12 protein-coding genes are annotated in these 15,011 nt (G+C 55.1%); 1 reads left to right on the forward strand and 11 read right to left on the reverse strand.

The features are described 5' to 3' along the window. Positions 1-251 precede the first annotated feature (251 nt). A complete protein-coding gene (gene phoA / locus ACMHLI_RS08005; RefSeq protein WP_413528997.1) occupies positions 252-1,676 on the forward strand; it encodes an alkaline phosphatase in 1,425 nt (474 codons plus the stop codon). A gap of 707 nt (positions 1,677-2,383) precedes the next feature. On the opposite strand, the gene ACMHLI_RS08010 is transcribed toward phoA, so the two are convergent. From ACMHLI_RS08010 to ACMHLI_RS08060, 11 genes are all read right to left on the reverse strand, one after another. Further along, positions 2,384-3,283 carry a LysR family transcriptional regulator gene (locus ACMHLI_RS08010; RefSeq protein WP_413528998.1) on the reverse strand — a complete coding sequence of 300 codons (900 nt, stop codon included), beginning with the start codon at positions 3,281-3,283 and terminating at the stop codon, positions 2,384-2,386. An 8-nt stretch (positions 3,284-3,291) separates the two neighbouring features. Then, complete coding sequence (locus ACMHLI_RS08015) at positions 3,292-4,113, reverse strand: M55 family metallopeptidase (protein ID WP_112168928.1); 822 nt, start codon at positions 4,111-4,113, stop codon at positions 3,292-3,294. Next, positions 4,110-5,219: a P1 family peptidase gene (locus ACMHLI_RS08020; RefSeq protein ID WP_413528999.1), complete on the reverse strand. Its 1,110-nt coding sequence runs from the start codon at positions 5,217-5,219 to the stop codon at positions 4,110-4,112. Before ACMHLI_RS08020 ends, ACMHLI_RS08015 begins: the two co-directional genes overlap by 4 nt. Before the next feature lie 32 nt (positions 5,220-5,251). After that, positions 5,252-6,163, reverse strand: a complete 912-nt coding sequence (locus ACMHLI_RS08025; protein WP_413529000.1) for an ABC transporter permease subunit — start codon at positions 6,161-6,163, stop codon at positions 5,252-5,254. A 9-nt stretch (positions 6,164-6,172) separates the two neighbouring features. Continuing rightward, positions 6,173-7,093: an ABC transporter permease subunit gene (locus tag ACMHLI_RS08030; protein WP_413529001.1), complete on the reverse strand. Its 921-nt coding sequence runs from the start codon at positions 7,091-7,093 to the stop codon at positions 6,173-6,175. Positions 7,094-7,244: 151 nt separating this feature from the next. After that, the gene (locus ACMHLI_RS08035; RefSeq protein WP_413529002.1) at positions 7,245-8,789 is read right to left on the reverse strand and encodes a glutathione ABC transporter substrate-binding protein; all 1,545 of its coding nucleotides are present in this window, start codon (positions 8,787-8,789) and stop codon (positions 7,245-7,247) included. A 45-nt stretch (positions 8,790-8,834) separates the two neighbouring features. After that, complete coding sequence (locus tag ACMHLI_RS08040) at positions 8,835-10,718, reverse strand: ABC transporter ATP-binding protein (RefSeq protein ID WP_413529003.1); 1,884 nt, start codon at positions 10,716-10,718, stop codon at positions 8,835-8,837. A 47-nt stretch (positions 10,719-10,765) separates the two neighbouring features. Continuing rightward, positions 10,766-11,731, reverse strand: coding sequence for an N-acetyl-D-Glu racemase DgcA (dgcA, locus tag ACMHLI_RS08045; RefSeq protein WP_413529004.1), 966 nt, complete (start codon positions 11,729-11,731; stop codon positions 10,766-10,768). Further along, a complete protein-coding gene (gene dgcN / locus ACMHLI_RS08050; protein ID WP_413529005.1) occupies positions 11,731-12,741 on the reverse strand; it encodes an N-acetyltransferase DgcN in 1,011 nt (336 codons plus the stop codon). The genes dgcA and dgcN overlap by 1 nt, the downstream gene beginning before the upstream one ends. 284 nt (positions 12,742-13,025) lie before the next feature. Continuing rightward, positions 13,026-14,096 (reverse strand): porin, encoded by a 1,071-nt coding sequence (locus ACMHLI_RS08055; protein WP_413529006.1) that lies wholly within the window; start codon positions 14,094-14,096, stop codon positions 13,026-13,028. A gap of 787 nt (positions 14,097-14,883) precedes the next feature. Further along, a partial coding sequence (locus ACMHLI_RS08060; protein WP_413529025.1) for an IS3 family transposase occupies positions 14,884-15,011 on the reverse strand: 128 nt, incomplete at its 5' end.

The following is a 15,011-nucleotide window of genomic DNA, read 5'->3' on the forward strand; positions in this document are numbered from 1 at the left end:
CACGTGTTTTAAAGAGCCAGGGATTCTTAAGGGCGGCGGCGATAAGCCGCCCTTAAGGCCAGTGTGGGTGGCAACCCACGACCTTGAAGTTGATATTGATGTTGATGTTGATTTTAAAGCCCCCATTTTTGCCCCGCCCCCCAGATCCCTTTGTCATAAATCCGTCATCCTCCTGATTTACCCTCCCAGTAACAAAATAACTCAAACTGTGTATTTTTATTTCTGATGCTTTATAAAAAGGAGTTTTGACAATGCAACAACCTGTATCTCTGCTCGCTCGCGCCATCGCTGCCGCTTTGCTGCTTTCCGCCTCTGCCGGTTCCTACGCCGCTGAAGAAAATGCGTTGTCTGACCGCGCAGCAAAAGGTGTCCTGACCGAACAAGGTGGCGCTCGCCGTCTGAGCGGTGACCAGACAGCCGCGCTTAAGGCATCGCTCTCTGACAAAACGGTGAAGAACGTGATCCTGCTTATCGGCGACGGCATGGGTGATTCCGAAATCACCTCCGCGCGAAATTATGCCGAAGGCGCGGGCGGCTATTTCAAAGGCATCGATGCCCTGCCGCTGACTGGCCAGTACACACACTATTCTCTCGATAAGAAAACACAAAAACCTAACTACGTCACCGATTCTGCCGCCTCTGCCACCGCCTGGAGCACCGGTGTGAAAAGCTATAACGGCGCAATCGGCGTGGATGTGAACGGGAAGGACCATCAGACGATCCTCGAAATCGCCAAAGCCGCAGGCAGAGCCACCGGCAACGTCTCGACGGCTGAATTACAGGATGCAACGCCCGCGGCACAAATCGCGCACGTTACGTCCCGTAAATGCTACGGCCCGGAAGAAACCTCTGAAAAATGCGCCACCAATGCGCTGGAAAATGGCGGACGCGGCTCGATCACCGAACAGTTGCTGCACGCCCGCGCCGATGTCACGCTCGGCGGCGGCAGAAAATCGTTCAGCCAGCTGGCGAAAAGCGGCGAGTTCTCAGGCAAATCTCTGAAAGATCAGGCGCTGGCACAGGGCTATCAGTGGATTGAAAACGCCGACCAGCTCGCTGCCATTACCCAGGCCGGTCAGCAAAAACCCGTTTTGGGCCTGTTCTCAGAAGGCAATATGCCGGTGCGCTGGCAGGGGCCGAAAGCCTCTTATCACGGCAACATTGACAAACCCGCTGTTACCTGCGAAGCCAATCCACAGCGCACGGCGGACATTCCGACCCTTGCCGCTATGACTGAAAAAGCCATCGACCTGCTGAAAACCAATGAAAAAGGCTTCTTCCTGCAGGTAGAAGGTGCGTCAATTGATAAGCAGGATCATGCCGCCAATCCATGCGGACAGTTCGGTGAAACGGTCGACCTGGATGAAGCTGTGCAGAAAGCGCTGGAGTTCGCCCGCAAGGACGGCAACACGCTGGTGATCGTGACCGCCGACCACGCACATTCCAGCCAAATCATCGAAGCCGACGCCAAAGCTCCCGGCCTGACGCAGACGCTGACCACCAAAGACGGCGCGCCAATGACCATCAGCTATGGTAACTCCGAGGACGATTCACAGGGGCACACCGGAACCCAGCTGCGCATTGCGGCATTTGGGCCACACGCGGGGAATGTGGTGGGTCTGACAGATCAGACTGATCTCTTCTTTACGATGAAAGGGGCAATGGGGATCGAATAGTTTTTAATGCAGGGAGGACCCATTGCAATGGCGGCGTTTATATCGGACCGTGAAAGTTTCGGTTTCTCAATTGCATTAGGTTGGGTTTAAGACGGATCGAGTAAGTTTCGGTTTCTCAATTGCAGCGATCTCTTAACTCACTGTGCCGAAACCGCCCAAAGGAGGGAAGTACTTTCCCTCCTTTGGATTCCTCCCCGCTTTTTAAAACACGCGCTTTCGCTGGAACGATGGACGTGTTCTGGTACTCCAGCGTGTGGCACAAAACCCTGCCGCTTCGCGGTGCCCTCTCTCGGTCCTGAAGCCTATGGTCTTCAGGCCGCTCCGTTCGGCAGGATTTTTTAATCGCGCCATTTCACCATTTTTAAAAACAGAAACGAGTCGTCTTTAATTTTTTAGTTGTCCCTTTTCTTTTCTCATCCTGAGCCGGTGAAGTTGTGACCTAATAGCTCTGGCCGCGTTCAAAAATCACGCCGTAGGGAGCGGTGGAAAACCGCGCTTTTTTTTGCGCGGGTTGTAACCCGACCGGAGGGCACCGCGCAGCGGCGGGATTTTGCGGCAATAGCGGTGGTTGCTGAAACATAGCCCGTCTGCACGGCACGTGTTTTAAAGAGCCAGGGATTCTTAAGGCCGGCGGCGATAAGCCGCCCTTAAGGCCAGTGTGGGTGGCAACCCACGACCTTGACGTTGAAGTTGAAATTGAAGTGGTTTTAAGCGCCCCCCCTTTGCCCCTCCCCCAGCGCCCATAATTTCCGCCTTATCAGTTGCTTAAGCTTGAGCGCCGCCTGGGATACCGGCTGGTCACGCCTGTTCAGCAAAATCACCTCAAAGGGTAACGGCTCTGTCACCTCACAAATTTTAAGCTGACCGACATACCGCTGGGCAGTAAACGTGTCGACTACGCCAACGCCACCTCCGGCCAGCACCATATCGGCGATGACGGAATAGGTTTTGATATGCAAAGAAGACTGCGGGGTCAGGCCGTTTTCCCGCAGGACGCGGTTGAGCACCAGTCCGAGCGGATCCTGCTGCTGTAGCATCATCAGGTCGTTTTCACAGAGCCACGCCAGCGACACCGGGCCTTCGACCGGGCAATCCTTCGGTAACAATGCGACCATATTGCCCTGATAGATGGACTCCGAAACCAGCTCCTGCGTGGCGGGCTCACCGAAGGCCAGTGCGAAATCCATTTTGTATTGCAGTAAATCCTGACTCAGCGTGTTGAAGTGTCCGGTCACCAGTTCCACGCTGCCGCCGGGGGTCTGACGGCGGAAATCGACCAGTACCGGCGCCATCACGCTGTGACCCAGCGCGTGAGCGGAACCGATGCGCACATGCTGGCCTTCGCCCTGCCGCAACTGCTCCGCCAGCGCACCGATCGCCTGAATATGGCTGAACAACGCCTCGACTTCCGGCATCAGCCTGCGCCCTTCCGGCGTCACGATTAACCCCTGCGGCGTGCGGTCAAACAGCGTGAAACCCAGCTGCTGCTCGGCGTGATTGAGAACACGGCTGACGTTCGGTTGCGACACATTCAGCAAGCGCGCCGCGCCGCTGACGCTGCCCGCCTGCAAAACCGCCTGAAACACTTCAATGTGACGTAAGCGCATGTGTTGCCTTATTTCTGAGTCGTCGCCAGATACGAAAACGCACTCAGCAAGCTGATGATGTTCGCCACGTTCGGGCTGTGATAGCCGACGGTGACCGCATCCAGACGCTCAACCCCGGGGATCAGGCAGAACAAATCGGCCAGCACCGGTCGGGCGGTCATCAGTTCGAGATGATACGGCGGGCTGAATCTTCCGGCGGTGAGCGGCGCGGGCTTACTGACCGCCAGCGTGGCGTGTTTGCGGATTTTCGCACGTGCGATTGCCGGGCTGTCGGATTCGGCAGCGTTGGCGGAAATCGCGCGTTTAACGCAGACATATTGCGATTCAGGATAATGGCGACGGATCCAGGTTTCGAGATGATCATCGCCGGTCACCAGCCACAGCGGGACGTTCAGTTCAGCACCTGCGGCAGCGTACAAATCGCTTTCGCCGACCACGTTACCGTTGAGTTTGACGCGGTAAAAAGCGCGGCCATTAATGGTATGCGCCAGCACGCCATTTTCACCCGCGGCAGTATGAAAACCGACGAACATCAGGCCGTCGTACTGCTGTTGCTGCAACCCTTCCACCATCGAGAGACCGCGCGGTTTGCCCTGCACCAGACGGGCGCGCGGGTCGATTTTGTCAGCGCGCAGGTTTTGCATCATCGCATGGCTGTCGGCTACCGTGACTTCCGTCGCGCCACCGGCAAACGCGCCGTCAATCGCCGCGTTCACTTCCTGTTCCATCAGCGCCCGCGCTGCGTCGTAATCGGCATTGCCGGGGCTGCATTGTTCAGGGCGCATCACGCCCGCAATACCTTCGATGTCAGCAGAGATAAAAATTTTCATGATAGGTTCCCTTTTAAATTGGCCAGGTTGTCGAGGACGTCACTCAGCCCCAGCCGGAAATGTCCGTCGAAGCCGCAGACGGTTTCGGCGCTGAGCATGGCGTCAATAACTGCATGCTCGGTGGCGTCGGCGGCCAGCGCCAGTAAAGGCTCGAGCTTATCATCGGTGAGCGTGACACCGTCACGCTGCGTGGAAAATGCCAGCGCGATATCACCTGAACCATGCCCCCAGTAGCTGCCCAGACGCCCGAGCCCGGCACCGGCGCGTTTGGCGATGCGGCCGAGCTGGCGACTGTTGAGATGACGATCGCAGGCCATAATGATGATGACTGAACCGGCATCAATCGGCGGCGCGGTTTGCGGCGAAATCACTGGCGCGATCTTTGACAAGACATCGGCGATAGCATCACCGGCACGCACGCCGTCGAGCGTCAGTTCAGAGAGTGTACCGAAGTTGGCCAGTACCAGTACGCCAAGCGTGGCATTGAGCTCTTCGCACCAGCGCGACGCGGTGCCGATGCCGCCTTTCAGGCCGAAGCTGCTCATGCCGCGCCCTGCTCCCACGCTGCCACGGGCGAATGTATTTGTCGCGCCGTCGAGTGCGGTGAGTGCATCATCTTCGCTCACCGCCATGGCCTGAATATCGTTGAGCCAGAAGTCGTTACATTCGAGGATCACCGGGTTGATAGTCGCATCTGGGCGGCCAATCTGCGGAAACTGATGGCAACTGCGTTTTATCATGGCATTAAACAACGCGCCGGTAGCAAAGGTATTACTGAGCAGAACCGGCGTTTGCAGCTGCCCCAGCTCCATCACCTGAATCAGCCCCATTGGTTTGGCAAAGCCGTTAAGCACTGCCACGCCGCACGGTAAAGGCTGCTGATAGAGATTGTCGCCGGGCGGCACGATTGCCGTAACGCCGGTCTGTACGTCCCCCGCCGCCAGCGTGCTGTGACCGACGGTGACACCGGCGACGTCAGTTATCGAGTTAGTCGCCCCGCACGGAAAGCGTGGGCGAAAGATCTGACGCGTCGAGCGCCAGCGTTGCAGCAGCGCGGCCAGTGCCTGCTGCGTGAATTCATCGGGTTCTGGGTATTGCGGATGCATCTCTCTTCCATTTCAGCGGGTTAGTCATCAGGCTATTTCTTCAGTTTAGGATCCAACGTGTCGCGCAGCGCGTCGCCAAGTAAATTAAATGCCAAAACCGTGAGAAATATCGCCAGCCCCGGAAAAACGCTGACGTTCCATTTGCCCGCCATCATCATATTACGGCTCATCGCCAGAATATTGCCCCACTCCGGGACGTCCGGTTCCGGGCCGAGGCCGATAAAGCTCAGGCTGGCGGCGGTCAGAATACTGGTGCCGATGCGCATGGTGAAATAGACAATCACGTTCGACAACGTGCCCGGCAGGATGTGGCGCAAAATCACCACGCGATCCGGCGCACCGACGCAGCGCACAGCTTCCACGTAGGCACTTTGTTTAATGGAAAGCGTCGCGGCGCGCACGATGCGGGCGAAGACCGGCACGCTGAACACGGCGACGGCAATAATCACGTTGTTCAGGCCAGGGCCGAGGATCGCCACCACCGCAATCGCCAGCAACATGCCGGGAAATGCGAACAGCACGTCGGAGCCGCGCATGATCAGCATATCCAGCCATTTGCCGTAATAGCCAGCCAGCAAGCCGAGCAGCACACCGGCAATCATACCGAGCGTCACCGAAAAAATGCCGACATACAGAGAAATCCTGGCGCCAAAGATAATGCGGCTGAGCACGTCACGGCCTAAATCATCGGTGCCAAACCAGTGTTCTGCCGTCGGACCGACGCCGAGCGCCATCCAGTCAGGCGTCATCGGGTCATAGGGTGCCAGCCAGGGTGCGAACACCGCCACCAGAACCAGCAGCAAAATAAATCCGCCGGAAACCAGCGCCATCGGATGGCGTAAAAACGTGTGGAAAAAGTCATACCACGGCGAACGGATATCGTCGTGGTGCGCGGCAACCGCAGCCGGTTGGGTTTCTCCCAGCGGAGAGACGGGATCGGTCATGTGCAGCTCCTAGCGCAGGCGGATAGCAGGATTGACAACGGCGTACAGCATATCAACCAGCAGATTAATCAGAATAAATTCGAACACGAACAGCATCACCAGCGCCTGAATTACCGGCTGATCCTGTGTCTTGATCGACTCGATCAGCAACCAGCCCAGTCCCGGCCAGCTGAACACGCTTTCGACAATGATCGACCCGCCGAGGAGGAAACCAAACTGCAGGCCCAGCATGGTGATGATGGGGATCAGTGCGTTGCGCATGATGTGTTTCCAGATCACCAGCCGGGCGCGTAATCCTTTGGCTCTGGCGGTGCGCACATAGTCTTCCTGCGCGACGTCGAGAAATGCCGAACGGGTAAAGCGCGCCATGACGGCCGCTACCGAGGAACCGAGGGTGATCGCCGGCAAAATGATGTCGGTAGGCTGATTAAATCCACTGACCGCAAACAGCCCGAACGGCATCGCGACAAACTGAATCAGCAGCAGTCCGAGCCAGAACGGCGGCATGGAAATTCCGCCGACCGCCATGCTCATCAGCGTCCAGTCCTGCCATTTTCCGCGTTTGAGCGCCGACACGACACCAATCACCAGCCCCAGCACCACCGACCATGCGAAACCCGCCAGCGCTAACAAAAGCGTCGGCATAAATCCGCTTTCGATCACACCTGATACCGGCTGACGCGTGCGATAGGTCGTCCCCAGATCGCCATGCACCATGCCATTAAGCCAGTGCCAGTACTGTGCAGGCAGCGGATCGTTGAGGCCAAGCAGTTCCCGCGCGGACTCAACCGCCTCAATCGGCGCATCCTGTCCGGCGTAAATACGCGCAGGGTCACCCGGCAGCAGCTTAATAAAACCAAAGACCAGCAAGGAGACCACCAGTAAAACCGGGATCATCTCCAGTATCCGGCGAATAAAATAGGTCAGCATAGATGTGTTTCCCTGGTTTCCCTGAATTCAGTTAACTCCCTCCCCTGCGAAGGGGAGTGTTGGGGTGGGGTATTAATGGCAACTCTGAATCTGAAGTTGTCTGCTAAACCCTCTCCCAACCTCCCCCTTCGCAGTGGGAGGAGCAAAAAAATCACTTAAACTGTGCCTGATTGAAGACAAGCGAACCGTCCGCCAGCATGTAGACGCCGGTCAGATCCTTACTTTTGCCCACCAGATTGTCCGGCACGCCGAGGAAGGCGACCGGGGCATCGGCCCACAGCAGTTTCTGCGCATCGGCATAAGCGGCTTTACGTTTTTCGATATCGGCCGTTTGCAGCCCGGCGGTAATGGCCGCATCGACCTGTTTGTTGCTGTAGTAAGAGACGTTGTAGGCAGACGGGATCCAGGATTCAGTGGCAAACAGCGGACGCAGCGCCCAGTCGGCGTCGCCGGTAGAGGCCGACCACGCGCCATAGTACATTTCGACTTTGGCATCAGCCGGTTTCGGCGTGCTCCACAGACGCTGGTTGAGCGTACCGGAATCCATCGGCACCAGTTTGACGCGCACGCCGATAAGCGACAGCTGCTGTTTGAGGAACTGCGCGCTGCGGATGCGATCGGTTTTGTTCGAGCTCCACATTTCCACGTCGAAGCCCTTCTCGTATCCAGCTTCTTTCATCAGCTCTTTAGCTTTGGCGATGTTGTAGCTGTAATCCGGCGTGGATTGCTTCTGGTAGAACTGAACGTTTTTCGGCAGCGGCGACGTTGAAGGTGAACCCATCCCGGCGAAACCGACTTTCAGCCACAGATTGCGATCCACGGCGTAGTTGATCGCCTGTCGGACGCGCACGTCTGAAAACTCTTTTTTCTGGGTGTTAAACGCGATGTAGTACAAATAGATGCCCGGATTTTGCGAAATATCCAGCTTCGGATCGCTTTTCACGGTATCTACCAGGTCAGACGGCAGCGGATAGACCGCTTCCACGCCGCCGGATTTCAGTTTCGCCACCTGCGTGGAGTCTTCCGGCGTCGGGTACAGCGTCACGGAATCGACTTTCGGCCAGCCTTTCTGCCAGTAGTTGTCGAACTTCACCAGCTTGACGTCTTTGCCCTGCTGCCATTCGACGAATTTGAACGGACCGGTACCGACCGGATGCACGCTCAGATCCTGCTCGTTCGGATACTGTTTTAACGAGGCCGGGCTGTGCATGACCGCTGAAGGGTGTGCCAGCGTGTTGATCATCGCGCCGAACGGTTTGTTCAGGGTGATTTTGACCTGATACGGCGTCAGCACGTCCACGGATTTGATCATGCTAAACAGCGAATTACGCTTGAGTTTATTGGCCGGATTGGCAAGACGATCGAGGTTGATTTTTACTGCCTCGGCGTTGAACGGCGTGCCGTCCTGGAACGTCACGTCGTGGCGCAGATTGAGGGTGAATTCAGTCGCATCGGCGTTGCTGGAGTAATCGGTGGCCAGCACCGGTATCACAGCCATTTTGCTGTCGAACTGGAATAAGCGTTCAAAGATGCCGCTCTGAATGGAATAGCTCAGTGTATCCGTGGTGTCGTGCGGGTCGAAACCGGTCACGTCTGCATACATGGAAATGCGCAGGTCTTTGGCCTGTGCTGAAGCGGCGAAACAGAGCGCCAGACCGGCCGCGATAAGGCTTTTACGTAGAAACGTCGAGTGCATAGTATTCCCCTGTGTATTCAAATAATTAACATAGTGATGAATAACTTAGACAGACACCCAGTGGTGCGGAGCGACCTGACTGTATTTAATTTTTTCTATCTGAACGCCGGCCGGATGCACCGGCGATTTCACTTCCGCCTCGTCAAAATTGCGTAACGCACGCCGGGCAGGATCCGCGACCGGCACGGAGCTGAGCAGCCGTCGGGTATAAGGGTGCTGCGGGTTGCTGAACACCGAATCTCGCGGGCCAATTTCCACGATCTGCCCGCTGTACATCACCGCCACGCGGTTGGCGATACGTTCCACCACCGCCATGTCGTGCGAGATAAACAGCCACGCGACGCCGGTATCCCGCTGTAAATCCATCATCAGATTCACCACCTGCGCCTGAACTGATACATCCAGCGCGGAGACTGCTTCGTCGGCGATAATGACCTGCGGCTGTAATGCCATCGCACGCGCAATCGCGATGCGCTGACGCTGACCGCCGGAAAATTCGTGGGGGTAACGGCGGGCGAAGGACGGATCCAATCCGACACTTTTCAGCAGCTGGTTAACGGTCGGCGTGGCGTCGGCCAGCGACTTTTTCAGGCCGTGAAGTAATAAAGGTTCGGCAATGGAAAAACCGACGGTCAGTCGCGGATTCAGCGACGCATACGGATCCTGAAACACCATCTGGATCTGACGACGCACGGCCTGAAACGGCGTGTCGCGCATCAGCGTAATTTCTTTGCCTTTAAGGTGAATGCTTTCGGATTCGCTGCCGACCAGCCGCAAAATCGCCCGGCCAGTGGTGGATTTGCCACAACCGCTCTCGCCGACCAGCGCCAGCGTTTCCCCCGGCCAGATGGAAAAATCGATCTGCTCAACGGCATGAACTTCTTTGGTGATACAGGAAAGCAGACCGGAGCGGATTGGATAACAGACCCGCAACCCGCGTACGTCGAGCAGCGGAGGTGCATCGTAATTCGCGGTCTTTTGATCGTCATCAGGCAACAAAATGTGAGCCTCATCACCTGCAACCGATTGCCTTTCCGCGCCATTTTTTGGGCTCATGGCGGCACCGGCCTGAGTGCTCAGCAGCGGGAAACGGCGCGGCCACTTCAGCCCCTGCATATCGCCCAGTTTCGGGACGGCAGCAAGCAATGCGCGGGTATAAGGATGCTGCGCGTTGGCAAAAATATCGGTCACGCTACCCTGTTCCACCACCTTGCCCTGATACATCACCACCACGCGATCGGCGATTTCCGCCACCACGCCCATGTCGTGCGTGATAAACAGCACTGACATGTCGGTGCCTTTTTGCAGATCGCGCAGGATTTGCAGAATGCGCGCCTGCACCGTGACGTCCAGCGCCGTGGTCGGCTCGTCGGCGATTAACAGCGCCGGGTCGCAGGCCAGCGCCTGCGCTATCATCACGCGCTGACGCATCCCGCCAGAAAGTTCATGCGGATAACATTTAAGAATTCGTTCAACGTCCGGGATGCGAACCTGCGTCAGCAGTTCTCGGGCTTTGATCAACGCGTTAGCTTTGGTCGCCATGCCGTGATCGAGCAGCCCTTCGGTGAGCTGGTCACCGACGCGCAGCACCGGGTTAAGCGAGGTCATCGGCTCCTGAAAAATCATCGACATTTCCTGGCCGCGCAGCTTACGACGCGCCTCTGCCGACAGTGAATTCAGCGTATGCCGCGTGCCGTTGCGCCCGAAGAAATCAATGCTGCCCGCATCAATGTGCGCGGAATCGGGCAGTAATCCCATCACGCTCAGTGAAGTGACGGACTTGCCGGAGCCGCTTTCACCAACCACCGCCACCACTTCACCTTTATTAATAGAGAAGGAAACGCCTTTCAGCGCCTGAGTTTTGCCCTGCCGCCCGGAGAACGTCACCGATAAATCGTTAATCTGTAAGATGGTTACGGGCTCATTCATCAAAAAACGTCTCCTTTATTGAGGTCAGTAATGTGTGATTTGGGCAATTACAGCCAGACTTCGCCGTGCTCATAGCGCAACGCGGGTTCAGCGTCCTGCGCCAGCCAGATTGGGCCATCGAGGTCGACACGTTCCGCCTGCACCGCCACCGGCAATGCCGCTTCCATCGCAATCGACGAACCGAGCATGCAGCCGACCATAATCCGCAGACCGAGCCGTCTCGCCTCGGCGGTCATCGCCAGCGCTTCGGTCAGCCCGCCGCACTTGTCGAGCTTGATGTTGATCATCTCGTAGCGGTCAGTCAGCCCGGCGATATCGGTGCGTTCATGACAGCTTTCGTCGGCGCAGACAGGAACAGGATGCAAACAACGCACCAGATCCTGGTCATTGCCGGCGGGAAGCGGTTGTTCGATCATCGCCACGTTGAATTCGTGCAGCGCGTGGAACAGGCTTTCGAGATCCAATCCCAGCCAGGATTCGTTGGCATCGACCACCAGCGTTGCGCCCGGCGCGGCTGCGCGGATAGCCGCCACTTTCTCAATAATCTGCTCACGGTTAAGTTTGATTTTCAGCAGTTTTGCCCCGCCCGCTACCGCCACTTCAGCTGCCTTCGCCATGTTTTCCAGCGAATCTAGACTGAGCGTTTCTGCGGTAATGACGGACACCGGCGCTGCCATATCAAGCAGTTGCCACACCGTCTTGCCCTGTTTTGCCGCATCGAGATGCCACATTGCACAATCGAGGGCATTGCGCGCAGAACCTATCGGCAAGGCCTGTTGCAGTGCGTCGCGGTTCAGACCGGCTTCCACCTGCGGGCGGATCAGTTCGAGCTGTTCGCACACACTTTCCGGCGATTCCTGATAATGCGCGGTGGGCGTACATTCGCCGGTCGCCGTAAACTCGCCGTCGGTCAGGGTCACCCGCACCACCGTTACGGCAGTGCGCGTTCCGCGTGAAATTACAAAAGGCTTCGCCAGCGGCAATTCGACGGCGCCGAAACTCATGTGCATCATCAGCCGTTGTCCTTGATCCATTGCGCAATGTTTTTAATGCCAAAACGCACCGGATCGGTGGCAGGCACGCCAAACTCTTCGCTAATTTGAGCCAGCGCCGCTTTGGCTTCTTCTTCACTCACGCCGGAGGTATTAAGGGAGAAACCGGCGATTTTAACGTCAGGACTGGTCAGGCTGGCCGCGGCCAGGTTGGTATCGAGGCACTGGCGCAGCGTCGGCATAAACTGATGCGGGAGATGGCGCATATGCGGGCGGCCAAGCTCATGACACATCACCAGTAAATGCGCCTGTGCACCGTGGATCAGCCCCATGCTGACACCGGCGAAAGACGGATGGTAAAGCGAGCCCTGTCCTTCAATGATGTCCCAGTGATCGTCGTCATTGGCGGGCGCGAGCAGCTCCACCGCGCCGGAGATAAAGTCGGCAATCACCGCATCAATCGCGATACCCGCACCGGCAACCAGCACGCCGGTCTGGCCGGTAGCGCGAAAATCAGCGTTGAGATCCAGATCCGTCATCGCCGCTTCCAGCGCCAGTGAGGTGTACATTTTGCCGACCGAGCAGTCAGTGCCGACGGTCAGAATCCGTTTGCCGCTGCGCTTAATACCGGTACCGGTGTCCAGCTCCGGGCGCATATGACGCACGTCGAACAACTGAACGTTGTGTTCTGCGGCCAGTTCGACCAGCTCAGGGATATCATTGAGCCCCTGATGCAACCCGTTGGCGACGTTCAGTCCGGCGCGGATGGCGGTTTTGATGGAATCGATCCAGTGCTTCGGCAGTTTGCCGCCGGAGTTTGCGGTGCCCAGCACCATAGTTTTCGCGCCCTGCGTTTTGGCGGTGGCGATATCGAGATCCGGTAAACCGAGCGAAACGGAATCCGTCGCCAGACGAATCTGTCCGACACAAGATTCAGGACGCCAGACGTGAATACCACGCGCCGTTTTGGCTGCGAGCGGATCCATCACATCGCCCAGGAATAACAGGTACGGCTTCGGTATTTGCTGCATGTCAGTTTCTCCGTAAAGGTTTTTTAGAATGCGTTGTTGTAATGCGTACGCAGACTATTCCATGCGAAGTTCCGGCTGACGAATACTTGTTTAACGAGGGGGTATAACCTGAAGCTATAGGTTTAGCGCATTGAATTTATTGTGGTTATTTGAAGAGACAATGTGGCAGGGTAAATCAGACGGGCAGCGCAACAGCAGGCATAAAAAAAGGCAGAGCCAATGAACTCTGCCTTTGCGATTACCTTTTTCAGACACAGAATGGGGTAATAATTTCGTACACTAACTTAGAAGCGGTAAGTCAGCGCTACAGCAACAACGTCGTCAGAGCTCACGCCCAGTTTGTTGTTGTCGTCGATCTGGTTGATCATGTAGTCAACATAGGTGTACATGTTTTTGTTGAAGTAGTAAGTCGCACCGATTTCGAAGTATTTAACCAGGTCAGCATCGCCCACGCCGTTTTCAACGTCTTTCGCTTTGGACTGCACGTAACCGATTGACGGACGCAGACCATTTTCGAACTGGTACTGTGCAACTAATTCATAACCCTGAGTTTTGTTAGCGAAGCCGCCCGGGATTGACGCCAGGTTGCGGGTTTCGTTATACATTGCAGAGAGATAAATCTGGTTTGCATCATATTTCAGAGCGGTTGCCCATGCTGACGCTTTGTCACCGCCGCCGATAGCGGAGTTGGCTTGTGCGTTAGTACGGTCAGAAGAAGAGCCTGCGATAACCGCGCCGATGCCGGAACCTGCGATATCTTCATAATCGATGGATGCGCCGTAACCGTCGCCGTTCGCTTTGTTGGAAGCGCGACCGTCGTTTTCGTTTTTACCCTGATACTGCAAGGCAAGGTTCAGACCAGTGACCAGACCGAAGAAGTCCTGGTTACGGTAAGTGGCCAGACCGTTAGAACGACCTACCATGAAGTTATCGGAGTTAGCGGTATCACCACCAAACTCTGGCAGCATATCGGTGAAGCCCAGTGCGTCATAGACAACACCGTAGTTGCGGCCGTAATCGATAGAACCGAAATCTTTCACTTTCAGACCCGCAAAGCCCAGACGGGTTTTATTGCCCAGGTCGCCCTGAGATTCAGCGTGGTTAGCCTGAATGTTATATTCCCACTGGCCATAACCGGTCAGTGTGTCGTTAATTTGAGTTTCGCCTTTGAAGCCCAGACGTGCATAGGTCATATCGCCGTCAGAACCGGTGTCATCGGAGAAATAATGCTTAGCAGTAACGCGACCGTAGAGGTCCAGTTTATTACCGTCTTTATTATAAATCTCGGCTGCATTCGCGGTAGAACCCACTGCAATTAAAGAGACCGCTAAGGCCAGCACACTGCGCTTCATCATTATTTAAATTTCCTTGATTTTTTTATAAAGGATTTCTCATGTCCGCTTTCTTTTATATGACGGGAATATAGGACTATGAGTATTTGTACATGTTTTTAAATGCGTCTGTCTGTAAAACGACTTGAACCTTAACACTGCGCACAAAAAGTTAAAATGGAAAAGTTCGGCGTTCTGAGTCTTTTTTACGTAAAGATATGTAACATAATGTTTCTACCATAAGCCGCTAACCCACTGATTATATGCGGTTTCCGCATAACGTTTTGCACCAATATGATGCAATGCATTATATTGGTGCAAATTGCGTTGCGATTTGTAAAGTAGTTGCAAGCCAGATCACCATTCTCCAGGGATTATTTCCGTTAACAATCGTTAAGGAATTATCTGAAAAATACCCCCCTGTTGCCTTTTAATAGTGCATAGCAGGGTAATTATTTTCCTGTGAACTTCCTTATCTAATAAATAGGAAAAGCAGCCATAAGATTTTTGTACTACGCAATTTCATTGCGTTTAGGATTTTTAATAATGCTGCTGATTAAAATAAAGACAGATTAAAAGAAAATATAATTACGCAGGTGATTAAATTGAACGAAGAATCATAATTTCAATTGCCCGATTCGAATGTTTTTTATTCGATACGGGCTTTGATTAAATACGAAGGATTAAAAGAGAGATAATCTTTGAAGGGCGACTGAGAGATTTTAAGAACTTTTTGACCTTCTGAGTGGCTATTGATACCCACCCCTCCCCTTTGTGAACTGAACCCTTAAAGTTGGACTTCAGATTTACGTCAGGGGAACATATGAGTCCGGTATTCTACCGGACTCATACCGCCTAGTTTCATTTTAATCCTGTCGTGATTGTAGTACCCGATGTATTCCTCTATCGACGCTGCCAGTTCTTCTGTGCCCGCGTAAC

It is taken from the genome of Rahnella inusitata (genome assembly GCF_965118895.1).
Classification (GTDB): Bacteria; Pseudomonadota; Gammaproteobacteria; order Enterobacterales; family Enterobacteriaceae; genus Rahnella; species Rahnella inusitata_A.

Bases quoted from the DNA above. Each gene is read 5' to 3' on its own strand.
- phoA (WP_413528997.1), top strand. From the start codon at position 252: ATGCAACAACCTGTATCTCTGCTCGCTCGCGCCATCGCTGCCGCTTTG.
- ACMHLI_RS08010 (WP_413528998.1), bottom strand. From the start codon at position 3,283: ATGCGCTTACGTCACATTGAAGTGTTTCAGGCGGTTTTGCAGGCGGGC.
- ACMHLI_RS08015 (WP_112168928.1), bottom strand. From the start codon at position 4,113: ATGAAAATTTTTATCTCTGCTGACATCGAAGGTATTGCGGGCGTGATG.
- ACMHLI_RS08020 (WP_413528999.1), bottom strand. From the start codon at position 5,219: ATGCATCCGCAATACCCAGAACCCGATGAATTCACGCAGCAGGCACTG.
- ACMHLI_RS08025 (WP_413529000.1), bottom strand. From the start codon at position 6,163: ATGACCGATCCCGTCTCTCCGCTGGGAGAAACCCAACCGGCTGCGGTT.
- ACMHLI_RS08030 (WP_413529001.1), bottom strand. From the start codon at position 7,093: ATGCTGACCTATTTTATTCGCCGGATACTGGAGATGATCCCGGTTTTA.
- ACMHLI_RS08035 (WP_413529002.1), bottom strand. From the start codon at position 8,789: ATGCACTCGACGTTTCTACGTAAAAGCCTTATCGCGGCCGGTCTGGCG.
- ACMHLI_RS08040 (WP_413529003.1), bottom strand. From the start codon at position 10,718: ATGAATGAGCCCGTAACCATCTTACAGATTAACGATTTATCGGTGACG.
- dgcA (WP_413529004.1), bottom strand. From the start codon at position 11,731: ATGATGCACATGAGTTTCGGCGCCGTCGAATTGCCGCTGGCGAAGCCT.
- dgcN (WP_413529005.1), bottom strand. From the start codon at position 12,741: ATGCAGCAAATACCGAAGCCGTACCTGTTATTCCTGGGCGATGTGATG.
- ACMHLI_RS08055 (WP_413529006.1), bottom strand. From the start codon at position 14,096: ATGATGAAGCGCAGTGTGCTGGCCTTAGCGGTCTCTTTAATTGCAGTG.